The following is a 23,438-nucleotide window of genomic DNA, read 5'->3' as shown; positions in this document are numbered from 1 at the left end:
CATGCAATTCACCGTCACGATCAACCAGGCGAAGGCGCTGAACTGGGGATTGAATGCCCAGCAAGCGCTGCTGTTCGCGTTCGTCTACGAGTGCCCAAGCTGGGCCAAGTTGGTCAAGACGGACAAAGGCGATTTCTACGCCTTGAGCAAGGCGAAGATCGTCGAAGAGCTGCCACTGCTCACCGACAAACCGGACACTGCCTATCGCCTCCTGAAAGCGATTGCTGGCGCCGGTCTGATCAATCTCTCCAGCACCAACAACATCACGCTGGTGCAGCTCACAGCAAAGGGCAAGGAGTGGAACAAGAAGCTGGACGGGTCGGAAAAATATCCGACCAAAAAAGAGAGGGTCGGAAAAAAATCCGATCCTTCACCTCGGAAAAAAATCCGAGCAGGGTCGGAAAAATCTCCGATCAAGGTCGGAAAAATATCCGAGCCTGGGTCGGAAAAATCTCCGACAAATCAGGATACCAGTAATCAGGATACCAATCAGGGTACCAGTCACAGTGTGCAGGAGGCCCCGACTGCGCCGTCGCAACCTGCCGCGCTGACGCTGGTTTCGTCTGCCGCGCCGCGCTGCGAAATTCCAGCGGACATGCCAGGGCCGAAAGACCCGGCCTGCAAAACCTTCAAGGCCTGGGCCAACTACGCCATGGCCTACCGCAGCCGCCACGGCGCATGGCCGGTATGGAACGCCAAAGCCGGTGGGCAGATCGGGCAACTGGTAGACCGCTTGGGTGTCGATGTCGCCCACCACGTCGCGGCGTACTTCGTTCGGATCAATGACAGCAAGCTGGTCAACCGCATGCACAGCCTTGGTGACCTGCTTCAGAACGCCGAGGCCTACCACACCCAATGGGTCACCAATCGCCAGATGACTGGCACCACTGCCCGCCAGATCGAGCAAACCCAAGCCAACGTCAGCGCCGCCGAGCAGGCGTTGCAAGCGCAGCGAGCCAAGAGGGCTGCAAGCCATGCTGAGTGAAGACCAGCAAGACCAACTGTTGCTGTCCCTGTTCGCCACTGCCGAGGTGATGGGGCAGCAACTCACCCAAGGCGCTGCGCTGCTGATGGTCGAGGACCTACGCGAGCACAGCGAACCCGTTCTGAGTGGCGCGCTCCGCAACTGTCGCCGCGACGGTGGCCGGCTGACGGTGGCCGCGATCCTCAAGCACGCCCAGGCCGCTGACGGCCACCCTGGCAAGGACGAGGCCTGGGCCATCGCCCTGTCGGCCAGCGACGAAAGCGAAACAGTGGTGATGACCGCCGAAATTCGCCAGGCGATGACTGCTTCTGGCCCAGTTTTGGAGGCTGGCGACAAGGTAGGCGCACGCATGGCCTTCATGAGTGCCTACGAACGCCTGGTGGCCGCCGCAAGGGCTGAGGCGACTCCAGCTAAGTGGGAAGTCTCCCTGGGTTACGACGCTGCACGCCGCGTCACTGCAATCGAATCCGCTGTGCGCTCGAAACTGATCAGCCATGAGGCTGGCGCGAAGCATTTGGCTCACCTGCAGATTGCGCCACCCAGCGAGGACGGATTAGCCATTGCCGGGCTAATCACTGGGCAGGCCCGGGCTAAGGCCAGCCCCGAAGTGCGGCAAAAGCTCGCCGAGGTCCGCTGCATCATCGAGGCCGCCCAGGCGAAGAAAGACCACCTGCGCGCCAAGGATTCCCAGCGCCGCCGAGTGGAAACCTATCTGCGTAAGCGGCAGACGCGTGCCGCCATCGCTCAGTTGAACATCAAGCGCGCCGGGCAGCCGGCCGGGGAGGGGGTGTGATGGACAAGCCCGATTTGAAGCGCGCAGGCCATCTGTATAACCAGATGCCGGCAGGCGCCCGAAAACTGATGCATGCATGCCTCATGGAAAACGAGCTTCGCCTGATCAAGCGCGAGCAGGACCTGATCATGGAGCGCGCCAAGAAGGCAGTAGCCGAACACCAGGTTCGATTCAACAAAATCAAGCGCGACCTGGATCAGGCGCTGCTCGAAATCGAGAAGGGGCAGCACTGATGGACACCAACAAGATGCGCGAGCAGTTCGAGACCAGCCCGAAGTTCAGGGGTATGGATTTCACGCGGTCGTCCACGCACCCCGAGTTCTACGAAAGCCCATATGCAAATGGCGCCTGGGATGGCTGGCAGGCCTCCCGCGCCGCCGTGGTGGTGGAGCTGCCAATGTTCGACGGCTACCCGGCCAGCATGGAGCGTGACATGCGCGAATCGCTGCGTTCTGCGATCGAGGCCCAAGGCCTTAAGGTGACCCCATGAAGCGCGTATGGACCGTAATCGTAGGCCCCAAGGCCTTCCAGATGGTGCTGATGGAGCAGAGCCTGCACCGTGCTGGCGCGCTGCGTGAGGCGCAGTTGATTTGGCCTGAGTGTGAGGTGGTGGGATGAGCATCGACAAGCAAGAAATCAAGGAGCTGGCCCTGGCTTGCGACCCAGCCAAGTGCGCAGATGAGGCCGAGGAGGGCCGGCGCCTGGCCGAGTTCTACAGCGAGCTGACGCCTGAGACTGTCCTGGCCCTGCTCGCGGAGATCGAGCGACTTGGAACCTGGAGCACCGCATTCCTTGCCGAGCGCGAGGCGCAGATCCGTCAGCGCGACCAGCACAAGGCCGAGAACGAGGCGCTGCGTAAGCGAGTTTCCGATTTGTCTCCATTCAGGGGCGCCCCTTTGGCCGGCCCAGATACGCGCTGCCTTGCATGCGGTGAGCACCATTACGGGCTGGGTGGGCTGCCTTGCCCGAAAATGACCTCGTTTGCTCTTAAAGCATCGGGCAAGGGGACTAGTCATGGCTGACCGAATCAGCGTCAACAGCACTACCAAGCTCTCCGAGGCCATCAGCAAGCTTACCAACATGTTCCGCGACAAGAAGTTTGTGGTGGTCAGCCTGCGCCCAGGCAAGGATCGCACCCTGGACCAGAACGCGCTGTGGTTCGCCTTCTACAAGCGCATCGCTGAGATGACCCAGATCGGCGACGCGGCGGACGCCCGGCGCTACTGCAAGCTGCACATCGGCGTGCAGATCCTGTTGAACGAAGACGCCGAGTTCCAGCAGGCGTGGTACCGGGTCATGCGCCACCTACCGTACGAGGAGAAGCTGGCGATGATGGGCGAGTGCAAGCTCTTCGGCCCGGACGGTTTCCCGGTGACCAGCCTGTTCAACCGCGCCCAGGGCGTGGCCTACACCGACCGCATCCTGGCCGAGTTCACGCCCAAGGGTGTCTTCTTCGGCGACTTGGTGGGCGAGGTGGCGGCATGAAGAGCCAGGAAGCAAACCTCAAGCGGAACAAGGACCAAGGCGTTTTCGCGGCGCCGGGCTGGCGGGGGCTGTATGGCCATGGCCTAACTCGGCGTGGTGTGCAGTGTGTGGTTCTCGCTGCATCAGGGAAGAGTGGTAAGCAGATCGCTCGCGAGCTCGGCATTTCGCCGGGCACGGTAACTAGCAGGATGGCTGATGCCCGCCTGCACCTGAAGGCATCCAACCGCACGGAACTTGTCGCCAAGGCAGTTGCAGCAGGGATTATCTACTCATCGGAGGCCGAGTCATGCGCGTAGCCGAGATCAAGCCGAAGAAGTGCAAGGCCCCAGGCTGCGGCCAGCGCTTCAAGCCCATGCTATCGACGCAGAAGGTATGCAGCCCGGCCTGCGCGCTGGCTATGGCCAAAGACCCGCAGCTCCAAAAGGTCGCGGCCAAGGCCATCACCAAGCAGGCCCGGGAAGACCTCAAGGAGCGCCGGGATAAGCTGAAGACGCGCCGCGAGCACATGTCCGAGGCCCAGACTGCTTTCAATGCCTACATCCGGGAGCGGGACGCCGGCCTGCCGTGTATCAGCTGCGACTCGCTGCCCAGCGACAGCGACTTGATAACGGGAAGTCGCTGGGACGCCGGCCATTACCGCTCGGTCGGCGCCTGTCCAGAGCTGCGCTTCGAGCCGCTGAACGTCCACCGCCAGTGCGTCAGGTGTAACCGCAACCTTTCAGGTAACGCGGTCGAGTACCGCATCCGGTTGGTGAAGCGCATCGGTGCCGACCAGGTGGAGTGGCTTGAAGGGCCTCATCAGCCCCAGCGCCTGACCATCGAAGACCTGCAGGCCATCAAGGCCACCTATCGCCAGAAACTCAAGGACCTCCGGAGGGCCGCAGCATGAAATATCAGAACGTGGTATCCGCAGTAGTGCGCGCCCTGGCGGCAGAGACGATCAACAGCGCTGGTGGCTGCAGTGTTGAGCCCAGGGTGCAGACCAGCAAACTGAAAGGGGAAATCACCGGCAAAGACGCGGCGCTGCTGGCCGACTGTATCGTGCACAAGATGCTGCATGCTCAGCTCAGCTCCAGGCACTGGCACGCGCTGCTGGCCAGGTACAGCACGCATAAGGGGCGCAAGCTCCAGGCCATCTGCGCGCTGATACCAGTTGTTCCCACGCCCGCGCCCAAGCGGTTCACCCAGCAGGCCGTGATGGTGTGGGCCGTGCCGGAGCAGCGCAAGGGTGTGCAGCGCGTAGCGGTCCAGGCCAAGCCTGCCGAGGTGCGCGAGTGCGACAAGGGCGAGGATCGCTGGGCCTGGCGCAACCAAGCCGCACAGCGTGCCGTGGAGCGGGCCAACGCCCAAGCCAGGTCAGTGGCTGAGGAGCGCCCGGGTGACATGATCGTGCTGGCAGCCTCGAACTACGACATGACCACATGGGATGAGCAGGGACTGACGGAGCGGACGTATCAACGTTGGAACAAGGCCATACGCGGGTCGCTGGAAGGGATGGTGAACGAGGCACTGGTCGAGGCCCAGCACATGCTGGAGGCCGTGGGTGTTCTTGCAAGCGAGGCAGCGTAAAAAGTCCCTGGAAAGGGCTTGCAATATCATGTCGCCATGTCGCAATATATGCCCATCCTGTCATTCCTGCGCTCTGTGTAGGAGTGCTTAACGAGCAGCGAGCTTAAGCTCAAGCGGTAGCGATGGCGGGTTGTTGATGGTTGGGGGTCTGGTATGGATAGTTACAATGTGGTTCCTGCTAGCACTGATTGATACACCAATCGCAGTACAACGATCCGGACAAGAAGGAGGTAGTCGCATGAAGAAAGTTATGTGGAAAACCCTGATTAGTTTCTCGGCAAACGCATCAACAGCTCTCGGCGTCAACAGCCTGCCATCCCTCACCATTACAGGTCTTCGATAGTTTCGGAGATCTAGTCAGCTTCAACGTGTCGCTTGTCCGGCACACCAAATTTAAGGACCCGGACCTCGCGCCGGGTTTTTTATTGCCCGCAAAGGGCCTCAAGAAGGCCTGCTATAAGTATCTTGTCCTGACTCAGGCAGGGGCAGGCATTCAGAAATCTGATTTTCTGAAGGTTTTATCGCCAGACTGATCATTGCGGATTGTTAGTTCGCCGCCCGCTACCGAATAGGTGGTTGTTGCATCCCCCTCAGAATAACGGTTCCGCCAGCGCCCCCAGGTGCGGGTATCGTTCAAGAACGTTGACCAAACAACAGTGTCGTCGCTTACCTGGCATCGGTATCTGAAAGAGTCTCCATCAGGACGCTTGTAAGAGATCTCGGGTACCGCACCATGCGATCTGGTCTTCATCTTTTTGGTGGGTCGGCTCATTTCCACGGAAATTGCAGCCTTGCAGATCTCCACGCTTGTGAAATCGCTTGCTTGCACACCTTGAGCCACGCCTAGCACTGCGAGCGATACCGCGGCTACATACTTTTTCATTCCCTTGTCCTCAGCTTTGTTGGCCAGGGGATTTTACATGCACATACGGAGTCGAGCGCATGGAGTTTTTTCACCGCCTGCTCGACAAGCTCGACTGGGCAATAGCGGGCCTATTGGGGGCCTTGGTTGCCACCCGCTGGCACAAGGATGACCTGACGGACCGCAAGGCCTGGATTCTATTCTTGCTCACTGGTATGGCTTGCGCTCACTACCTTACTGGGATGGTCAGCGCATACTTCGGGATCGTTGAGCCACGCAGCGTGGCAGGCGTCGGGTTTCTACTGGGCACCTTCGGCGGATCACTCATCGCTGCCGTAACCCGCGCCATCAAGGCCGCTGATCTCTGGTCTGTCATCAGGTCCAAGTTCGGGGGGCCAAACGGATGATTCTCGAATACGTTAATGCGCTGGCTGCCGGCGTGATCGCCCTGTGGGCATCCTGGGCAGTCCTGAGCGGAAGGGTGCGAGATGGGGTAATCGGCAAAATCCTCTACTCGATCATCGCCCTGAGCGGCTACGCCATCCTGGCCAGGTCGGACCGGATGTTCTTCACCCCGAACACCGCCGGCGTGACGATGCACGTCGCCCTGGCCCTGGCCGGTATCCGGCACATGTTCGTGGTGACCTATTGGCCGAGGGTAAAGCGCTGGATCTGCCGGCGTCTGGACTGTGACCTGTGCAAGCAATCCAAGTGATGCGCGCCACAAAATCATGAGTTGCCATTTTGTGGCGCGAAGATATCTAGTCCTTCATCGGGCTGGCTTGTTTTTGCATCACCGGGTAATTCAGCCACCCATCATGGGCGAATGGTTGCTTGAAATTGCGGGTAACCTCAAACAGATTTTCGCTGTTCCGCCCATTGGGAAAGGTAACAGTCACGGCGTAAATCGATTGCCAGCCTGGGAACGGTTCCAGCCTGAAACTGATGAGGCCGGCCCTCTTGACCATCGACAGGCTGCCATCAGCGCCAGCAGTGATCGACCGGTCACCGGGCTGAAATTCAAAATCAATATCTTCAAACGACAAGTCATCAGCGTTAGACGAGAAGAACGTCAAATTTCCTGTGCCTTTCATAAAATGCTCCTATTCATGATGAGCTTCACTCATAGCTCCCAAATCATGAGCATTCAACAAAAAGAGGCGCGATAGTCTCAAAGAATTCGCGATGGCGCTGACAACAGCACTTCAAGGGCACCCCTACTGCGAGGAATATGTATGAGCAACGTGACACGTATGCGGCATGTCCTGCCGCTCCCTGCCGATGTGGTAGCTGCAACGAATGCGCTTGACTCGGCCTTGATCAAGGCCATTGATACCGCAAAGGAAGCCGGGCTTCCTCAGGGACTGATCGCCGCGATACTACACGGCCAAGCGCATGCCGAAACGCACAAGATGGTGTCCTCCTGAAGGTCGTTGAGTATCGGCGAGAGGGGTGGCGCGGCACGGTCAAAGCGCTACGCAAGATCGCTGACGACCTGGAGCAGGGCAACATTCATCCATGCACCATTGTGGCGGTCGCGCTTCGTTACCCGACGGGAAGGTGACGGCTTTCGGCGTCGGCCCGGTTGCAGATGACCTCCAGGCCCTGGCGCTGTCCAGACTGGCGGAGCAGCAGCTGATTGATGTGCTTCTGGATTGCGGGGAAGGGTAGGTGTGCCGCAGGTGAGTGCGGCACAGGCGGATTACTTGACTTTCAGGGCTTCTTGGATCTGGTCAGCGTATTTGCTGAGGTTATTCATTTCTCTATCAAGGTGCGTGCCGTGAGTGGTCGTTGTGGTGACCCGAGCGGCAATAACCTCAAGAGCCGCAGCTACTGCCACTGCTCTCTTGCGATCATTGCTGAGTTCGCAATAGGCCAGAGAACCGGTTTCTGTTAGAGCTTTAAGTGGTACAGACATTGGCAAATCCTTTCATTGATTGATCTCCATCAATAGCGGCAGTCTGCCACTATTTCAAGTATCAGAGACCCCTTAATGACCACCAAGCAGCCCTACTGGGAGGCGATCGAGCGAGCCTTTCGGGCCAGGCCTATCTATTCCAAACAAGCACGATTTGGCGCAGACCAACCCAATGTTGAGCTGATCTGCTCAGTGGTGTGGATCGATATGTCAGCACCAGCTACCTTGAGGGTTCACGCAAGGAGTTTGGACATGTCAGATAAATACGTTGGAAAGCTCACGGGCGTAGGCACGGACAATGTGAGGTACGTGATCAACATCTATCAGGACGAGACAGTTGAGCGCTCATCCCGAGGCATGGTTCGACATGAAGGTATGAAGCATTTCGAAATGCAACGCGGTGGTCAAGTGAAAAAGATTTCTGAGACTGAGTACGAAATTGTGGCCACGGGAGTGAGGATCACTGTGTGTGATGACCAAAACTAACAGCGTTGGTCTGTAATGCCGGTATCTGGATGAGCGCGCCGAATGTTAGGCTGGATGAATTAATGATTATGCCTAGCCTACGTCGAACGTCAGCCCCCGGGCGAATCCCTGTCCGCATCGAACCAATTCTTGCCGCACCATCATTTCAAGCTCAAGGTGATCTATGGATAGGCCATATCCACCATCGTCACTGCTTGAGCTGTCCGACTTCGGCATCCGCCTGACCCCAGCCCCTGAAGTTTGGGAGTGGATCCAAGCCGAGATCCTCGCTGACACCGGCAGCATTCACAACGAAGACCATGCCCACCTATTGGATGCTGACATCCGGGTTATGTGGGCGTCTTCGAGCGTCGCCAAACAGGGCCGTACAGTCTTGGGCCAGGCCGAACAGGTAGCGTTTCGCGCTGGCGGCTGGCAGAAGGCTCGGATGGAGCAACAGATGCGTGATTGGTTCGGCGATGTGCCGGCCTTCATCATCACCTTGGCTGCTGACTACTGCGCCCAGTGCAGCGACGTTGAGTTCTGTGCACTCCTGGAGCACGAGCTGTATCACCTGGCTCACGCGACCGACAAGTACGGCCAACCAGCATTCACCCAAGACGGCGCACCAAAGATCAAGCTGCAGAGCCATGACGTCGAAGAGTTCGTCGGTGTGGTGAGGCGCTACGGTGCCAGCCACGAAGTACAGCAGCTGATCGACGCTGCAAGCCGGCCGCCTGAGGTGGCCAAGATCAACATTTCGAGGGCCTGCGGAACCTGTCTGCTTAAGTTGGCCTGATGTGAGACAGGCATGAGACGGAATCCAATCTATGGCAGCCCTGACAAACGATGTGAAAGCCTTCATCGTTCAGGCTTTGGCGTGCTTTGACACGCCCACCCAAGTCTCACAAGCCGTGAAGCAAGAATTCGACATCGATGTGACCCGCCAGCAGGTGGAGCAGCACGACCCGACCAAGCGCGCTGGGGCCAACCTGGCTGCCAAGTGGCGAACCCTCTTTGAGGACACCCGCAAGCGCTTTCGCGAGGAGACCGCCGACATCCCTATCGCCAACCGAGCGTTCCGCTTGCGCGGCCTCGGTCGAATGGCTGAGAAAGCCGAGAGTATGCGCAACCTGGCGCTGACGGCCCAGCTGTACGAGCAGGCAGCCAAGGAATGCGGCGACATGTACGTCAACCGCAAGATCGAACCCGACAAGCCCCTGGGCTCCCAGGCGGACCAGCAGCACGCCGTTGCTGAGTACACGCTGGAGCCAGACGAGAATGTCCCGACTACCCCGTACCTATGACCCGCCGGTTAAGCTGACGCCGAAGCAGGCGAACATCTACTGTTGGGGATTCCAGCCAGAGGCGCGTTTCCGTGATGCGGTATGCGGCCGCCGGTTCGGCAAGACCTTCCTCGGCAAGGCAGAGATGCGACGCGCGGCTCGACTGGCTGCGGAGTGGGGCGTGAGCGTCGAGGACGAGATCTGGTACGGCGCGCCGACGTTCAAGCAGGCCAAACGCGTGTTCTGGCGCCGTCTGAAGCAGGCCATTCCCGAAGCATGGCGCGCGGCCCGCCCCAACGAGACCGAATGCTCTATCACGCTCAAGTCCGGCCACATCATGCGTGTGGTCGGCCTGGACAACTACGACAACCTTCGCGGCTCCGGTCTTTTCTTCGTCCTGGTGGATGAGTGGGCCGACTGCCCGTGGGCAGCGTGGGAAGAAGTGCTGCGTCCCATGCTCTCGACCTGCCAGTACACGATTCCCCAGTCCGGCGAATTGAGGAAGGGAGGCCACGCGCTGAGGATCGGCACCCCCAAGGGTTTCAACCACTGCTATGACACCTACCGGGATGGCCAACCAGGTGGCGAGCCTGACCACAAGAGCTGGCAGTACACATCGCTCCAGGGTGGCAATGTCCCGGCCGAGGAGTTAGACGCGGCCCGGCGCAAGATGGACCCGCGCACGTTCCGCCAGGAATACGAGGCCGGGTTCGAGAATTACGCGGGTGTCGTCTACTACACCTTCGACCGGAATGAGTGCCGCACCAGCGCGCGCATCGAGCCAGGCGAGGCCCTACACATCGGCATGGACTTCAACGTCATGAAGATGGCCGCGGTCGTGTACGTCGTGCGCGACGGCCTGCCGCTGGCGCTGGACGAACTCCACTCGGTGCGTGACACGCCGGAGATGATCGACAAGATCAAGGCGCGATTCCCTGGGCATGGCATCTCCGTATATCCAGACGCCAGCGGCCAGAACACCAGCAGCAAGAATGCCAGTGAATCGGACCTGTCCTTGCTCAAGAAGGCAGGCTTCACCGTTGTGGTCGACTCGCAGAACCCTGGCGTCAAGGACCGCATTAACGCGGTCAACTCCATGTTCCTGAACACCTACGGAGAGCGCCGTCTCAAGGTCAATATTGACCAGTGCCCGCAGCTCACACAGTGCCTGGAGCGCCAGACCTATACGGATAAAGGCGAACCGGACAAAGACCCGAAGAAGGGTCACGACCACATGAACGACGCCGCGGGCTATTTCATCGCCAAGCGGTTCCCGATCAAGACTCAGTCCGCCGGCACCCGCCGCATCGGAGGTTTGGCGTAATGCCTGTTCAATCCACCAACCCAGAGTACGACGCTCACATCGAAGAGTGGCGGATGATGGACGATGCTCTGGAAGGCGAGTGCGCCATCAAGGGCAGTCCACGAAACCTGCCCAAGCCCAGCGGCATGGTCGAGGCTGAAAAGCTGGATGGCCAGGGTAATGCATATCTCTACCAGAACTATACGGCGCGGGCGCAGTACGAACACTGGGTGCGCGATTCACTGCGCTCGATGATGGGCCTGGTCTCCCGGCTCATTCCTGAGGTGAAGCTGCCCAGCGGTCTCAAGGATCTAGAGGCCAATGCCACAGCCGATGGCTTCGGCCTGACCCAGCTTTTCCTGCGCATCGTTCGGCAGACCATCTCCCACGGCCGTGTGCCGCTTGTGGTCAACGTGGACGACAAGGGCCAGCCTTACTTTGCAACCTACGCCGCCCGGAACGGCATCAACTGGGACACCGCCGACCAAGGCGGGCGCCAGGATCTGGTGCTGGCCGTGTTCCGCGAGTTCCGCAAGATGGCGGAGGACCGCTACAGCCATGAGTGCCAGACGGTCTATCGCGAGTTCTTCATGCAGGGACAGGTCTGCTACACGGCTGTGCGCAACGAAGCAGGCGAACTCATCGATGATGAGCGCCCCCTTGGCACCGTTGGCGCAGGCAACCAACTGGTGCGTGGGCTCGAGTACATCCCGGTCATCTACTGCGGATCGACCGACAATTCACCGGACGTGGACGAGATCCCGCTGCTGACGATGGCCAGGGCCGCGCTGAAGTCCTACCAGCTCAGCGCCGACTACTTCACCGCGCTGCACCAGACCAGCCACCCGCAGCCGTGGGTGTCGGGCCTGGACGAGAGCGTCGAGCTGAGCGTGACCGGGCCGTCTGCAGCCTGGGATCTCGGACCCAAGGGTCAGTGCGGCTATCTGGAGTTCCAAGGGGCAGGTGTTGAGGCTGTCCGAACGGCCATGTCTGACCAGAAGAGCGCAGCCCTAGAGGCTGGCGCCAAGGTCATGGACGTGTCCGGTACCGAGTCGGGAGAGGCACGCAAGACGCGCCAGAACGACCAGCATGCCACGCTGCACAGCATCGTCATCACCGCAGCGGCAGCCATTGAGCAGGCCTTGCGGTACGCCGCCGAGTGGACTGGCTACAACCCGGACGACGTGGTCTTCACGGTCAAGCCGGAGTTCGTCATACCTGAGGTCAACGCCCAGGTGCTGGCTGAGCTGCAGAAGAGCGTCATGGCCGGCACGATCAGCGCCGAGACCTACTGGCAGTACCTCACCACCGGCAAGCTGCCCGAGCGGGCCTACGACGAAGAGGCCGGGCTGATCAGCGACGAGCGTGAGTCGGCCGGCATCAATCTGGACAAAGACGATGGCGACGAAACCGACGCAAACGGCGGACGAGATGCTGCTGGAGCAGGTCAGTCGGCACGCGGTGCTGCTGGAGCGGCTTAAAGCGGGTGAGGTCAAGAAGTTCGAGACGGTCCTGCGCCAGGTGGATACCCAAGTGCGGGACCAGCTGACCCGTAAGGAGCTCACGACCTACAGCCGAACCCGGCTTGAGGAGTTCCTGGGTCGAGTTGGCGGCAAGCTGCTGGGCATCTACCAAGCGTTTGGCGATCGCATGCAGGCAGACTTGGTGGACATCGCGCTGTACCTGGCCGCTTTCGAAAGCCGGAGCCTGTCCAAGGCACTGCTCATCAATGCCATCATGCCGACCGACTCGCTGATCCGGGCCGCGATCAATACCCAGCCTCTGCAAGTGGCGGGCATTGACGGCGGCACGCTGCTTAAGCCCTTCCTGACGGGCTGGACGCGTACCGAGGGGACACGCGTAACTAACGCCATCCGGCTCGGCGTGGTCCAGGGACAGACCAACGCCCAGATTACCCAGGCGATCCGCGGCACGGCCGCGCAGAACTTCACCGATGGCGTGCTGGCGGTCAGTAACCGTAACGCCAGGTCGGTTGTGCACACCGCCGTACAGCACGTATCTGCAACGGCTCGCATGGAAACGATGGCTGCGAACGCTGAGTTCATACCGGGCTATCGCATCGTGGCTACTCTGGACCGGAAGACCAGCCAGCAGTGCAAGAGCCTGGACGGGCGTGAGTTCGAGGTAGGGAAAGGGCCGGTGCCGCCGTTCCACATCAACTGCCGCACGACCATCACGCCCATCACCAAGCTGTCAGCAGCATTCGCGAAGGGCGCCACGCGCGCATCTGTGGGCGCATCTGGCGGCGCGCAGGTCTCCGCCAGCCTCAGCTACTACCAGTGGCTGAAAACGCAGCCACCGGCGTTCCAGGACGCTGCGCTGGGACCGGTGCGCGCAAAGCTGTTCCGCGATGGCGGGCTTACTGCCGAGCGCTTCGCCGCGTTACAGCTGGACAAGAACTTCAAGCCGCTGACGCTGGATCAGCTCAAGGAGCTGGAGCCGTTGGCGTTCGAGAGGGCCGGTCTTAACTGACCCGCGCCACAAAACAACTAGCCACGATTTCGTGGCGCGAACTACGGCCTCGCATTGCGGGGCCTTTTTCTGCCCGCCAGGCGGGCCTACTCAGTCCCCAGGGGATAGCCACATGCCTTTTGACTTCGACCCGGCCGCCCACGGCCTGACCCTCGACGAAACCCAAACTGCCGCGCTGAAGGCAGCGCTCGGCGGCGAGGTACAGAAATTCCTGGACGGGGAGGTCTCGGGCCTCAAGTCCAAGAATCGGGAGTTGATCGACTCCAATAAGACCATCAAGACCGAACTGGACGGCCTCAAGGGCAAGTTCGAAGGCCTGGACATCGAAGCCGTCAAAGGCCTGCTGGCCAAGGCCGGCCAAGACGAAGAAACCAAGCTGATTGCCGAGGGCAAGCTGGACGAGGTCATCAGCCGCCGCACTGAGCGCCTGCGCACCGATCTGGACAAGCAGGTCAAGGCTGCCAACGAGCGTGCCGACAAGGCCGAGGCCTTTGCTGCCAAGTACAGCGACAAGGTACTGGCTGACTCCATCCGCGCTGCCGCCATCAAGGCTGGCGCGCTGCCCGAGGCTGCCGAGGACATCATCCTCCGCGCCCGCGGCACCTTCAAATTGAGCGAAGACGGCGAGCCCGTTGCCACCGACCGTGCCGGCGAAGTCGTGTACGGGAAGGACGGCAAGACCCCGCTGTCTCCCCTCGAATGGGCGGAATCGCTGCGCGAAACCGCTACCCACCTGTGGCCAAGGGCTCAGGGTGCCGGACAGACCGGCGACAACGGTGGCAAGGCCACGAAGAAATGGGGCGAGTACTCCGAGCAAGAGCGCGCCGCGCTGGCTCGAGACAACCCTGAAGCGTTCAAGCGACTCCAAGCCACCCAAGGAACCTAATCCATGGCAACTACTCAGCTGTCGGACATTTTCGTCCGCGACTACTACGGCGCGTTGGCGCCGGTGAACACCCCTGAAAAAACCGCCGTCTTCGAATCGGGCATCGTGACCCGCTCGCCGACGCTGGACAACATCGCCAACAACGGCCAGGGCACCTCCGAGATCAGCTACTGGCAGGATCTCGATGCCGACGAGGCGCCGAACATCTCCAACGACAACCCGGATGACCTCGGCGAGGTCGGCAAGGCTGAGCAAGGCAGCATGCGCGCGCGCACGCTGTACCTCAACAAGGGCTATGGTGTCGCTGACCTCACGGCCGAACTGGCCAATAGCGAGCCGATGCAGCACATCCGCAACCGCTTCGGCACGTACTGGACCCGTCAGTGGCAGCGGTACCTGCTGGGTGCTGCACGAGGCATCATCGCCTCGAACATCGCCAACAACGGGGGTGACATGGTCAAGGACGCCGGTGCCAGCATCAGCGCCTCCGCGTTCCAGGATGCGGCTTTCACCGCCGGCGACGCGGCTGACATGTTCGGCGCTATCGGCGTGCACTCGGTCGTCATGAACCAGATGGTCAAGCAGGATCTGATCGAGTACCTGCGCGACTCCACTGGCAAGATCATCCTGGCCACCTATCTCGGCAAGCCCGTCTTCATGGACGACAGCCTGACCTACGCGTCCGGCCAGTTCCTGTCGGTCTTCTTCGGCCAGGGCGCATTCGGCTACGGCGAAGGCACCCCTCACACCCCCGTCGAGATGCAACGCAAGCCTGACGGCGGTAACGGTGGTGGCGCCGAGGTTCTGTGGGAGCGCAAGACCTTCATCCTGCAGCCTGCCGGTTTCAGCTGGAAGGGCAGCAACAACCTGAACCTGAGCCCGAATGCCACCCAGTACGCCAGCGCGGCGAACTGGGAGCGAGTATTCGATCGCAAGCAGGTACCGTTCGCCGCGGTCATCAGCGGCACCGCCACCCCTTGACCCGCCAGGCGGGGCGCTGACCTAGCGCCCTGCGCAGGAGACCACCATGAAAGTCATCTACACCGACAAGCCCGGCCGTGAGCGCGGCGTTTGCTATCGACTCCTGAGCCAGTTCTTCGGAGTCATCGACGGAGCCACACAGGTTGTGATCGAGGGTGACGCGCCCGAGATCGTCGAGGCCTACGAGGCGGCCGGTATCAAGGTTGGCGAGCAATCCAGGGGCGACCAGTCTGAAACCGACCCGCACAAGATGAACGTCCCCGAGCTTAAGGAATGGCTCACCTCCAAGGGTATCGAGTTCGACGCCAGCGCGAAGAAGCCCGACCTGCAAGCCCTGATCCCGCAGGAGTGACCGATGACCGACTTCATCACCGTTGCTGACGTCGATGAGGCGCTCGGGCAGGGCTGGGCTAGCGCCGGTGATGCGGTCCTTGCCGTGGCCATGGCCAACGCCTGGCTCACGGCCAAGATCAAGCGCGCGTTGCCCGAGGTAGTGCCGGTTGCCATCAAATCCGCTGGGGCCCAGGTGGCCAAGCTGGCTGTGGCCGGCAAGCTCTACAAGGACACCGAGCGCGAGGTGCAGAGCAAGACCGTATCGGCCCAGTCCGGAACGTCGACCAGCAAGACCTACGAGGCAGGCTCCGTCGCGCGCTCGAGCGCCGAGAACTATGCGCTGGACCTGATCGCGCCCTGGACCCGCCGCCAGGGCACCGTGATGCTCAAGAGGGTCTAGGCCATGGGCATGCGTGAAGAAATCCAAGCGGACTTGGCCGAGGCATTCGACGACCCCGACGGCCTCGCCGATGCAGTCCGCCCAGTGGAGGGGGCTCGCTCCATCAAGGGCGGCTACGACCCTGCCATCGGCGGCACGGTGCCGGCATCCACGCTTCACTACACGGGCCGCGGTGTCTTTGGGAGCTACCTAGCCAAGGAGATCGACGGCTCACGTATCCAGACCCAGGACGTGAAGCTGCTGGTGCTGCAGAACGAGTTGTTCGAAGAGCAGGCCGATGCTGTGACAGCCATCCCGGCAGAACCGAAGATCGGTGACCTGATCAGCGGGTTTCGGACGCTCAACGTCTCCGAAGACCCAGCCAAGGCCACCTGGACCGTCCAACTGAGGAAGTGACATGCCACGCGGATCACACATGACCCAGCGCTATGGCGGGCTTGAGGGAGGGTTCGCCGAGAGCATCCGCGCTTTTGCCGAGCAGGCGCAGCAAGCATTGGACGCCACCTTCCGCGAGATCGTGATCGAGATTGGCAGCAGTGTAATCCGCATGTCTCCGGTGGGTAACCCGGAGATCTGGGCGGTCAACCTGGCGCACCGAGAAGCCCGCACTGCCGAGGCTGACCGCTATGACGCCAAGGTCGCAGCGCGCAACGAGGCCATCAACCAGAATCCGAGCAACTTCACCAGGTCGGGCAATCTCAGGCGGGGCGTGCGCTACGCCAAGCCGCTGACCAAGACCGAGCGGGACCAGAACTTCTACGTGAATGGTCTGGTAGCGGGTCAGGGCTACGTCGGTGGCCGCTTCCGGGGTAACTGGCAGTTCTCCATCGACTCGCCCGCTACTGAGGAGCTTGACCGTATCGACCCATCCGGCAGCGAGACGATTGCTGCGCTGGTGAGTCAGGTGCAGGCGCTGACCATCGCCCAGACGGCCTATATCGTGAACAACCTGCCATATGCGATTCCGCTGGAATACGGGCATTCAACCCAAGCCCCGGCCGGCATGGTCCGGGTCACCCTGGCCAACTTCCAGCGCATCGTCGACGAAGCTACCAGGAACAACAGCGTATGAGCCATGCACGAGCCCGTCAGGCCATCGAGGTCAAGCTGATGGCCTGGGCCGCCGCGCGCCCGATCCGGGTGGCCAACTCCGAGGAGGGGTTCGAGGCCGAGTCCGGTGAGACCTATCTTCGAGCCTACTTGCTGCCGGCCAGCACCACCTGCCGCTACCTGGGCGGCGACGCCTACGAATACACCGGCGTCTACCAGATCAGCATCGTTTGCCCGGCAGGCCAGCCCCTGGGCGTTGCCGAATCACTGGTCGACGAGCTGAGCAGCCTGTTCCGGGTTGATACAGAGCTAAGCCGCAGCGGCTTCGAAGGCCTGCTCACCGAGCCACTGGAGCAGGGCCCAACCATTACCGAGTCGGCGACCTATACGGTCCCGACCAGCTTCACCTACCGCGGAGTCGCGGACCAGCCAACCTTCCAGGAACAGAGCCCATGAGCCAGCATCCAGCCATTTCTCAGCCTGCTCAGCTGTCGCCTCCTTTCGTGCTCCGGGATGGCCAGCTGTTTATGAACGACGCCTTGATTCAGCCGGCCAGTGCGCATCCGAAGAGCCAGATAGAACGCATTGAGGCCGCATTCAAGCGGCGGTTCATTGCAGACCTTAAGTTCAGTTGGAACAACTAGAACCCGCCACCACTGTCCGCTGCGTGCGGACATTTTTGTTTCTACTCAAGAGGAAAACACCATGGCCGCACGCTTCCCGCTGCCGAACGGCTCTGTGCTGGAAATCGCCAGCGTACTCGCCGCTGCCGTTGCCTTCACTGCTCTGACCAACGCTGCACCTCCAGTGGCCACCGCCGCGGGGCACAATATCAAGAACGGCGACGTCCTGGTCGTCAGTTCTGGCTGGTCGCTTATCAACGACCGCGCGGTACGCGCTGCCAGTGTTGCCGCTGACAAGTTCTCGATGGCTGGCCTGAACACCACCAACGCCGACAAGTACACCGCCGGTGCAGGTGTCGGGTCTGTGATCCCTGTGACCAATTGGGCTCAGATCTCGAAGGTGACCGCCTTCACCTCTTCCGGCGGCGAGCAGCAGTACCTCACTGTCGGGTACCTGGAGGACGATGACGATCGACAGTTCCCTACCAACCGCAACCCCATCACCTTGTCGATCACTGTCGAAGATCAGCCTGCGGCTGCCTACGTGGGCCTGGTCGAAGCGTACGGCGACAGCAAAGAGCTGACGGTCGTCCGCCTCAAGTTGCCCAACGGCGACCAGATCCTCTACCCGGGCTACGTGAGCATCACCACCACCCCGACCATGGAACGCAACAACCTGATGACGCGAACCATCAGCATCGCGCTCTCGGGCCGTCCGGTTCGCTACCTGGCTGCTGCCTAAGGAAACCTCATGGCGAAGATCAAAATCGCGCAGAACCCGACCTTTACTGCCGAGGTGCAGGTGCCTCGAATCGGTGGAGAGTCGGTGCCGGTGGAGTTCGAGTTCCGCTACATGGACCGCGTGACGCTGGCTGGCATGTTTGATCGCTGGAACAAGGCGCGCGACGCCTGGGCAGAGAAGGCCAAGGCCGACAACGTCACCTGGGAAGAGGTGACAACCGGCGAGATTGCTCTGCAGGCTGAGCAACTGGGCGAAATCGTCACCGGGTGGGACTTGGAGGACAAGTTCAGCCCGAAGGCGATCCTCGAGTTGGTACGTACCTGCACGGGAGCGCCAAAGGCCGTCATCGACGCCTTCCAGGCTGCCTACAGCCCGGCCCGCTTGGGAAACTGAGGGCGGCCGCCCGCGCGTGCTACGAGCAGGGTCCTTCTGCTGAGCAGTTGGCCGCTCTCGGCCTGACCTTGGCTGACATTGCGGAGGATGAAGTGGAGGTGTGGCCAGATGCCTGGCCTGCCTTCCGGCTGTTCGACGCAATGGGCACGCAATGGCGAGTCGGCACAGGCGGCCCGTCTGGACTGGATTACACGGTAATTCCGACAGCAGCCTCAATGCTGGGCATCAAGCGCCGCGACCTTCCCGACATTTTTCCCGACCTCCGCGTGATGGAAGTCGAGGCCCTGGCCGTCATGGCCGAATCCATGGAGTAGATCATGACCACCATTGCCTCCCTCGGTCTTCAGATCGATTCCGGTGATGCTGTTGAGGCCAAGGATAACCTCGACCAGCTGACGGACGCTGGCAAGCGTAGCGAGGAGTCGGCTGGGCGAACTGGTCGCGCCTGGGAAACGGCCCTGGGCAGCTTGCAGGGCGACACCCGGCAGATCGTGCAGGAGCTGCAGTCGCTTAACGCCAAGCAGGCCGAGCTCGCGCAGCAGATGGCCACTGTGGGCCGCGCAGTTACCAGCGCATCCACGGCATTTAGCAGCGCTGCAGCGAACATGGGCTCGTTCCGGGCTGAGGCTGCGCAGGCCGGGCAAGTTCAGCAGGCGCTGACTACCGCCACGGATGCCGGTGCCCAAGCAGGCCGTCGCGCCGCCGAGTCCGCTGACGAGCAACAGGCCAGGATTCTGGCCGTGGCCAAAGCCTCTTTGGAGGCGAGCCAGTATGTTCAGACGCTCAATCGGGCCACTGAACAGAGCGCGGAGGTCACCGGCCAGGCGAACGCCGTGCTCTCAGATAGCGCCAGCCGTCAGGCGGCCATCAACAGCCGGGCCCAAGCCCTCATCGCAACCGAAGAGCGCCAGGCTGAGGCGGCGAGGAGGACAGCCGGCGCGCATCGGGAAGAAGGCCAGGCACTGGAAGAGCTACTGGGCAAGATCGACCCGACCATCGCTGCACTGGGCCGTCTGGACCAGATGGAGCAGAGGCTGAAGAGCTTCCGTGCGAGCGGTGCGCTGGATGCTGAAACCTTCGGCGAGTACCAGTCAAAGATCGATCAAGCCCGCACGGCCCTGGGAGGCGCAGATACAGCGCTGAACAAGACCGGCATGTCGGCCAAGGCAACCGCCGCCGCGCTTCGCGGGGTCCCCGCGCAATTCACTGACATCGTCGTCTCCCTGCAAGGCGGTCAGGCGCCGCTCACCGTCTTGCTCCAGCAGGGCGGGCAGTTGAAGGACATGTTTGGTGGCGTCGGGCCGGCCATCAAGGCCCTCGGCGGCTATGTGCTTGGCTTGGTGAACCCGTTCACGGTCGCGTCTGCAGCTGTGGGCGTGCTTGGATACGCCTATTACAAGGGCAGCGAGGAGGCCGTCGAATTCCAGAAGGCGCTGATCACGACCGGCAATGCCGCCGGAACTACGTCGGACCGCCTATCCGGGATGGCGCGCGAGGTTGCGGCCACTGTTGGCACCACCGGCGCCGCGGCAGAGGTGCTCACCCAACTGGCTGGTAGCGGGAAGGTCGCTTCTGACAGCTTCGTAGAGATCACAGAGGCCGCTCTGGAGTGGCGCTCGGCCACCGGCAAGGCGGTCAAGGAGACCGTGGCCGAGTTCGTTAAGATCGGCAAGGACCCGGTTGCTGCTGCCAAGGACCTTAACGAGCAGTACAACTTCCTGACCGCTTCGACCTATTCGCAGATCGTTGCTTTGAAGGAACAGGGTGACACGATTGGGGCCGCCAAGCTGCTCACCGATACCTACGTCGATACCATCAAGAACCGCAGCAAAGAGGTCACCGAGAACCTGTCGATCTGGGAACGGGGCTGGAAAGCCCTGCGGGGCGAGGTTGCTGCCACCGTGGACGCGGTCAACAACATCGGTCGGGGTCAGGACATCGCAAGCCGCATCGTCGAGACGCAGCAGCGCCTAGCAGCGGCCCAGAGTGCGGTGAATGGTGATCCTGACGACACCGCAGCGCAGAAGAAGCTGACCGATGCCAACCTTGAGCTCAAAGCGCTCATCCAGCAGCGAGACACGCAGCAAGCCATCGCGAGGGCTCAGGAGCTCGATGCCCAACGTCAACAGGCAGCCATTGTCGCGATGGGCAAGATTGACGCTCTGGAAAAGTCCGCTCGGAGCAACGCCGAGAAGCGCGCGGACGCACTCAAGGAATACACCAAATCCCTGGAGGCGATCCGCAAGGTCAACCCTGAAGATGAGCGACTGAAACCTGAAAACATCGCCAAGGTAAAGGCGGACATCGCCAAGCAGTACAAGGACGCGGCTGGCCGCACCACACCGGTCGATCTCACGGGCTTCAACACTCAGAAAAACGCTCTTGCCGCCATCCAGGCCGAGTACAAGAACCACCAGAAGGAACTGGACGCCGCACTGAAGGCCGGTCTGATCTCTCAGGAGTCCTACGCGTCGCAGCGCGCCGCGATCATCGAGCAGCAGAAGTCCGATGTAACGCATGCTTACGAGGAAGAGATTGCTGCGCTTGAGCAGGCGAAAGGACGCAGCAGCACCAGCGCGCAGCAGCGCATCCAGCTCGACCAGAAGATAGCGGATGCGCGTGCCGCGATGGTCAAGGCCCAGAAGGACGCCGATACCGAGCTTTCGGTGCTGGCGACCAACGAGCAAGGGCGGCTGGCTAAGCAGGCCAGGGCAGTGCAGACCTATACGGACGCGCTCAGCCAGCAGGTAACAGCGCTGAGGCTTCAAGGGCAGCGCTCAGCCGATAACCTTGGCCTTGGTGGTCGCCGGCGAGGGCTTCAGGACCAGCAGTACGGTATCACTGATCGCATTAACCAGCAGCGTCTGGACTTGGCCAACCAGTACGGCGATGGCTCTCGTGGCATGAGCCTTGATGAGTACAACCAGAAGCTGGCGGCCCTGAACAAAACCGAGAAGGACCTGCAGGAAACCACCATCGCCAACTACGACCAGATGACGGCCGCGCAGGGCGACTGGCGCAAGGGTGCATCGTCTGCCTTCCAGAATTATCTGGAGCAGGCCCGGGATGTAGCCGGGCAGACGCGATCCTTGTTTACCAATGCATTCAGCTCGATGGAGGATGCAGTCGTCAACTTCGCCATGACAGGCAAGTTCTCGTTTGCAGACTTCACCAAGTCGATCCTTGCTGACATGGTCAGGATTGAGACGCAGCGCGCTGCCTCTGGGCTGCTTGGCAGTCTGGTGAGCTGGGGTGCCACTGCGGCATCCGCCTACTTTGGAGGTGGCGGTGGTAATGGCATGGAAGCCGGCTCGGCGGGCGCGGTTTCCTCAAATCTCGGAGCCTCTCAAGCTGGTTACTCGTCTGCTTACGGATTCTCGGACGGCGGCTACACCGGTGCGGGCGGCAAGTATGACCCTGCCGGCATCGTCCACGCTGGTGAGTTTGTGCTTCGCCGCGAGGTAGTCAGCCAGCCCGGAATGCTCGATTACCTATCAGCCCTCAATAGCCGCGGCTACGCAGACGGTGGCCTGGTATCACCCATGCCGGTCCCTCGGCAGGTCTCTGGACGGTCTCAGTCAGGCGCGTCTATCAGCGTATCCGCCCCTGTGAGTCTGGTCATGGAGGACAGAAGCAGCGAGGGCATGCAGCTCGATCAAACGCTGCTTCAGCAGAACATGCAAAAGCAAATGCAGATGGCTGCCGAGAGGGCGGTGGCCGACTCATGGCGCCCAGGTGGCGTCAGCCATCGAAACACCAGCGGGAGGCGCTGATGGCCATCGAGAAATTCAGCTGGCCAACCCAGCGTGGGGAAACGCCGGAGATCAGCTACCGCACCCGCGAATCCCGGTTTGGTGGCGGGTACCGGCAGGTGGTTGGTGACGGTCCTAACAACAAGGAAGACAGCTACCCCATCACTGTCACCGGTACCAAGGCCCAAGTACGCAAGATCATGGAGTTCTTCGACAGGCACGGCGGCGCTAAGGCTTTTCTCTGGACTACGCCACTCGGAGATTTGGGGCTATTCACCTGCAAAGACCCCAAGCCTACCCCAGTGGGTGGTGGTCGTTTCAAAGTGACCGCCACCCTCGAGCGGGCTTTTCACCCATAAGGAACCAGCATGTCACTGATCAAGGACATCCAGACCCTGGAGCCTGGCAACGAGGTGCTGCTGTTCGAACTCGACGGTTCGGACTTCGGCGCCGACACCCTTCGCTTCCATGGCCATGCGATTCCTCATGCCCCCGAGGAACTGCGAGCAACCGGCGCCAATGCCGACCAACTGCAGGCCAAGTCCATATGGTGGCAGGGCAACGAGTACAGCGCCTGGCCAGTGCAGATTGAAGGCATCGAGGCGAACTCCGACGGCACTGCGGTGCGGCCGACGTTCAGCGTGGGCAACGTCAGTGGCCGGATCACGGCGCTGTGCTTGGCCTTCGACAATCTGCTCGAATTCAAGCTGACCATGCGGCACACCTTCGCCGAGTACCTGGACGCTGCGAATTTCTCTGGCGGCAACCCCTCCGCAGATCCGGCAGAGGAGGCGATCGAAGTCTGGTATATCGATCAGAAGGTGTCCGAGAGCGGCACCACTGTGGCCTGGGAGCTTGCAAGCCCAGGCGATGTGGGTGGCGAAACGATTGGGCGTCAGATGACGCAGCTATGCCATTGGGCGATGACGGCAGGGTACCGTGGGCCAAACTGTGGCTATACCGGACCCTACTACGACATGGATGGGAACCTGACCTCGGACCCAGCCAAGGATCAATGCAACGGCTGTCTGGACACTGGTTGCACCGTCCGGCATGGCCAGGGCAACGAACTTCCCTTCGGCGGCTTTCCTGCCGTCTCGCTGATCGCCCGGAGCTGAC

The 23,438-nt window shown here is 61.2% G+C and carries 36 protein-coding genes; 33 read left to right on the top strand and 3 right to left on the bottom strand.

Annotated elements, in window-relative coordinates; genetic code table 11:
• The first annotated feature begins 1 nt into the window (after window position 1).
• From FH041_RS07170 to FH041_RS07130, 10 genes are read left to right on the top strand one after another with little or no spacing between them, the layout of a single operon-like run.
• The gene (locus FH041_RS07170; protein WP_140174335.1) at window positions 2-985 is read left to right on the top strand and encodes a phage replication protein; all 984 of its coding nucleotides are present in this window, start codon (window positions 2-4) and stop codon (window positions 983-985) included.
• Complete coding sequence (locus FH041_RS07165) at window positions 975-1,778, top strand: hypothetical protein (RefSeq protein WP_140174334.1); 804 nt, start codon at window positions 975-977, stop codon at window positions 1,776-1,778. The genes FH041_RS07170 and FH041_RS07165 overlap by 11 nt, the downstream gene beginning before the upstream one ends.
• Window positions 1,778-2,011 (top strand): hypothetical protein, encoded by a 234-nt coding sequence (locus tag FH041_RS07160; RefSeq protein WP_140174333.1) that lies wholly within the window; start codon window positions 1,778-1,780, stop codon window positions 2,009-2,011. The genes FH041_RS07165 and FH041_RS07160 overlap by 1 nt, the downstream gene beginning before the upstream one ends.
• Entirely contained in the window at window positions 2,011-2,268 is a 258-nt protein-coding gene (locus tag FH041_RS07155; protein ID WP_140174332.1) for a hypothetical protein, read from the top strand. The genes FH041_RS07160 and FH041_RS07155 overlap by 1 nt, the downstream gene beginning before the upstream one ends.
• A complete protein-coding gene (locus FH041_RS22980; RefSeq protein WP_257225419.1) occupies window positions 2,265-2,396 on the top strand; it encodes a hypothetical protein in 132 nt (43 codons plus the stop codon). Before FH041_RS07155 ends, FH041_RS22980 begins: the two co-directional genes overlap by 4 nt.
• Complete coding sequence (locus tag FH041_RS07150) at window positions 2,393-2,800, top strand: hypothetical protein (protein ID WP_140174331.1); 408 nt, start codon at window positions 2,393-2,395, stop codon at window positions 2,798-2,800. The genes FH041_RS22980 and FH041_RS07150 overlap by 4 nt, the downstream gene beginning before the upstream one ends.
• Window positions 2,793-3,263, top strand: a complete 471-nt coding sequence (locus FH041_RS07145) for a hypothetical protein (protein WP_140174330.1) — start codon at window positions 2,793-2,795, stop codon at window positions 3,261-3,263. The genes FH041_RS07150 and FH041_RS07145 overlap by 8 nt, the downstream gene beginning before the upstream one ends.
• Window positions 3,260-3,559: a response regulator transcription factor gene (locus FH041_RS07140; protein ID WP_140174329.1), complete on the top strand. Its 300-nt coding sequence runs from the start codon at window positions 3,260-3,262 to the stop codon at window positions 3,557-3,559. Before FH041_RS07145 ends, FH041_RS07140 begins: the two co-directional genes overlap by 4 nt.
• On the top strand, window positions 3,550-4,152 hold the full coding sequence (locus FH041_RS07135; protein ID WP_140174328.1) for a recombination protein NinG: 603 nt from the start codon (window positions 3,550-3,552) through the stop codon (window positions 4,150-4,152). Before FH041_RS07140 ends, FH041_RS07135 begins: the two co-directional genes overlap by 10 nt.
• Window positions 4,149-4,832, top strand: a complete 684-nt coding sequence (locus FH041_RS07130; protein WP_140174327.1) for a hypothetical protein — start codon at window positions 4,149-4,151, stop codon at window positions 4,830-4,832. The genes FH041_RS07135 and FH041_RS07130 overlap by 4 nt, the downstream gene beginning before the upstream one ends.
• 493 nt (window positions 4,833-5,325) lie before the next feature.
• Here FH041_RS07130 and FH041_RS07125 read toward each other — a convergent pair whose 3' ends face one another.
• Window positions 5,326-5,715: a hypothetical protein gene (locus FH041_RS07125; RefSeq protein ID WP_257225418.1), complete on the bottom strand. Its 390-nt coding sequence runs from the start codon at window positions 5,713-5,715 to the stop codon at window positions 5,326-5,328.
• Window positions 5,716-5,774: 59 nt separating this feature from the next.
• Here FH041_RS07125 and FH041_RS07120 point away from each other — a divergent pair, with 59 nt between their 5' ends.
• Both FH041_RS07120 and FH041_RS07115 read left to right on the top strand, forming a co-directional pair.
• Window positions 5,775-6,101, top strand: coding sequence for a hypothetical protein (locus FH041_RS07120; protein WP_027916422.1), 327 nt, complete (start codon window positions 5,775-5,777; stop codon window positions 6,099-6,101).
• Entirely contained in the window at window positions 6,098-6,409 is a 312-nt protein-coding gene (locus tag FH041_RS07115) for a hypothetical protein (protein ID WP_140174326.1), read from the top strand. Before FH041_RS07120 ends, FH041_RS07115 begins: the two co-directional genes overlap by 4 nt.
• Window positions 6,410-6,455: 46 nt before the next feature.
• On the opposite strand, the gene FH041_RS07110 is transcribed toward FH041_RS07115, so the two are convergent.
• Window positions 6,456-6,788, bottom strand: coding sequence for a hypothetical protein (locus FH041_RS07110; RefSeq protein WP_140174325.1), 333 nt, complete (start codon window positions 6,786-6,788; stop codon window positions 6,456-6,458).
• Between the two features lie 141 nt (window positions 6,789-6,929).
• Between FH041_RS07110 and FH041_RS07105 the strand changes: the two genes are divergently transcribed.
• The gene (locus FH041_RS07105) at window positions 6,930-7,121 is read left to right on the top strand and encodes a hypothetical protein (protein WP_140174324.1); all 192 of its coding nucleotides are present in this window, start codon (window positions 6,930-6,932) and stop codon (window positions 7,119-7,121) included.
• A 275-nt stretch (window positions 7,122-7,396) separates the two neighbouring features.
• Here the strand turns inward: FH041_RS07105 and FH041_RS07095 are convergent, their stop codons facing one another.
• Window positions 7,397-7,612: a hypothetical protein gene (locus FH041_RS07095; RefSeq protein WP_140174323.1), complete on the bottom strand. Its 216-nt coding sequence runs from the start codon at window positions 7,610-7,612 to the stop codon at window positions 7,397-7,399.
• Window positions 7,613-7,687: 75 nt separating this feature from the next.
• Here FH041_RS07095 and FH041_RS22970 point away from each other — a divergent pair, with 75 nt between their 5' ends.
• The 20 genes from FH041_RS22970 to FH041_RS06995 all read left to right on the top strand — a co-directional run bounded on the left by FH041_RS22970 (window position 7,688) and on the right by FH041_RS06995 (window position 23,437).
• Window positions 7,688-8,098 carry a hypothetical protein gene (locus FH041_RS22970; protein WP_257225417.1) on the top strand — a complete coding sequence of 137 codons (411 nt, stop codon included), beginning with the start codon at window positions 7,688-7,690 and terminating at the stop codon, window positions 8,096-8,098.
• Between the two features lie 163 nt (window positions 8,099-8,261).
• Window positions 8,262-8,876, top strand: coding sequence for a putative metallopeptidase (locus tag FH041_RS07085; protein WP_140174322.1), 615 nt, complete (start codon window positions 8,262-8,264; stop codon window positions 8,874-8,876).
• Between the two features lie 31 nt (window positions 8,877-8,907).
• Window positions 8,908-9,384 carry a DUF2280 domain-containing protein gene (locus FH041_RS07080; protein WP_140174321.1) on the top strand — a complete coding sequence of 159 codons (477 nt, stop codon included), beginning with the start codon at window positions 8,908-8,910 and terminating at the stop codon, window positions 9,382-9,384.
• The gene (locus FH041_RS07075) at window positions 9,359-10,687 is read left to right on the top strand and encodes a terminase (RefSeq protein ID WP_140174320.1); all 1,329 of its coding nucleotides are present in this window, start codon (window positions 9,359-9,361) and stop codon (window positions 10,685-10,687) included. The genes FH041_RS07080 and FH041_RS07075 overlap by 26 nt, the downstream gene beginning before the upstream one ends.
• Complete coding sequence (locus tag FH041_RS07070) at window positions 10,687-12,147, top strand: DUF4055 domain-containing protein (RefSeq protein WP_140174319.1); 1,461 nt, start codon at window positions 10,687-10,689, stop codon at window positions 12,145-12,147. Before FH041_RS07075 ends, FH041_RS07070 begins: the two co-directional genes overlap by 1 nt.
• A complete protein-coding gene (locus tag FH041_RS07065; protein ID WP_140175101.1) occupies window positions 12,098-13,159 on the top strand; it encodes a minor capsid protein in 1,062 nt (353 codons plus the stop codon). The genes FH041_RS07070 and FH041_RS07065 overlap by 50 nt, the downstream gene beginning before the upstream one ends.
• 112 nt (window positions 13,160-13,271) lie before the next feature.
• The gene (locus FH041_RS07060; protein ID WP_140174318.1) at window positions 13,272-14,045 is read left to right on the top strand and encodes a hypothetical protein; all 774 of its coding nucleotides are present in this window, start codon (window positions 13,272-13,274) and stop codon (window positions 14,043-14,045) included.
• A gap of 3 nt (window positions 14,046-14,048) precedes the next feature.
• Window positions 14,049-15,026, top strand: coding sequence for a major capsid protein (locus FH041_RS07055; RefSeq protein ID WP_132578447.1), 978 nt, complete (start codon window positions 14,049-14,051; stop codon window positions 15,024-15,026).
• A gap of 46 nt (window positions 15,027-15,072) precedes the next feature.
• Window positions 15,073-15,378: a HeH/LEM domain-containing protein gene (locus FH041_RS07050; RefSeq protein WP_140174317.1), complete on the top strand. Its 306-nt coding sequence runs from the start codon at window positions 15,073-15,075 to the stop codon at window positions 15,376-15,378.
• Between the two features lie 3 nt (window positions 15,379-15,381).
• Entirely contained in the window at window positions 15,382-15,759 is a 378-nt protein-coding gene (locus tag FH041_RS07045) for a hypothetical protein (protein WP_140174316.1), read from the top strand.
• A gap of 3 nt (window positions 15,760-15,762) precedes the next feature.
• A complete protein-coding gene (locus tag FH041_RS07040; protein WP_140174315.1) occupies window positions 15,763-16,155 on the top strand; it encodes a hypothetical protein in 393 nt (130 codons plus the stop codon).
• A 1-nt stretch (window position 16,156) separates the two neighbouring features.
• Window positions 16,157-16,831, top strand: a complete 675-nt coding sequence (locus FH041_RS07035) for a hypothetical protein (protein WP_140174314.1) — start codon at window positions 16,157-16,159, stop codon at window positions 16,829-16,831.
• On the top strand, window positions 16,828-17,265 hold the full coding sequence (locus FH041_RS07030) for a phage tail terminator-like protein (protein WP_140174313.1): 438 nt from the start codon (window positions 16,828-16,830) through the stop codon (window positions 17,263-17,265). The genes FH041_RS07035 and FH041_RS07030 overlap by 4 nt, the downstream gene beginning before the upstream one ends.
• Window positions 17,262-17,453 carry a hypothetical protein gene (locus FH041_RS07025; protein ID WP_140174312.1) on the top strand — a complete coding sequence of 64 codons (192 nt, stop codon included), beginning with the start codon at window positions 17,262-17,264 and terminating at the stop codon, window positions 17,451-17,453. Before FH041_RS07030 ends, FH041_RS07025 begins: the two co-directional genes overlap by 4 nt.
• A 61-nt stretch (window positions 17,454-17,514) precedes the next feature.
• Complete coding sequence (locus FH041_RS07020; protein ID WP_059183913.1) at window positions 17,515-18,174, top strand: phage tail protein; 660 nt, start codon at window positions 17,515-17,517, stop codon at window positions 18,172-18,174.
• Between the two features lie 9 nt (window positions 18,175-18,183).
• A complete protein-coding gene (locus FH041_RS07015; protein ID WP_140174311.1) occupies window positions 18,184-18,567 on the top strand; it encodes a phage tail assembly chaperone in 384 nt (127 codons plus the stop codon).
• Between the two features lie 47 nt (window positions 18,568-18,614).
• The gene (locus FH041_RS07010) at window positions 18,615-18,881 is read left to right on the top strand and encodes a DUF1799 domain-containing protein (protein ID WP_257225415.1); all 267 of its coding nucleotides are present in this window, start codon (window positions 18,615-18,617) and stop codon (window positions 18,879-18,881) included.
• Between the two features lie 3 nt (window positions 18,882-18,884).
• On the top strand, window positions 18,885-22,340 hold the full coding sequence (locus tag FH041_RS07005; RefSeq protein ID WP_140174310.1) for a phage tail tape measure protein: 3,456 nt from the start codon (window positions 18,885-18,887) through the stop codon (window positions 22,338-22,340).
• Window positions 22,340-22,678, top strand: coding sequence for a phage tail protein (locus tag FH041_RS07000; RefSeq protein WP_140174309.1), 339 nt, complete (start codon window positions 22,340-22,342; stop codon window positions 22,676-22,678). The genes FH041_RS07005 and FH041_RS07000 overlap by 1 nt, the downstream gene beginning before the upstream one ends.
• 9 nt (window positions 22,679-22,687) lie before the next feature.
• Complete coding sequence (locus FH041_RS06995) at window positions 22,688-23,437, top strand: phage minor tail protein L (protein WP_140174308.1); 750 nt, start codon at window positions 22,688-22,690, stop codon at window positions 23,435-23,437.
• Window position 23,438 lies beyond the last annotated feature (1 nt).

The sequence above is a fragment of the Pseudomonas sp. SWI7 genome, assembly GCF_006351945.1.
Lineage (GTDB): Bacteria > Pseudomonadota > Gammaproteobacteria > Pseudomonadales > Pseudomonadaceae > Aquipseudomonas > Aquipseudomonas fulva.
This window is presented reverse-complemented; position numbering and strand designations above follow the sequence as displayed.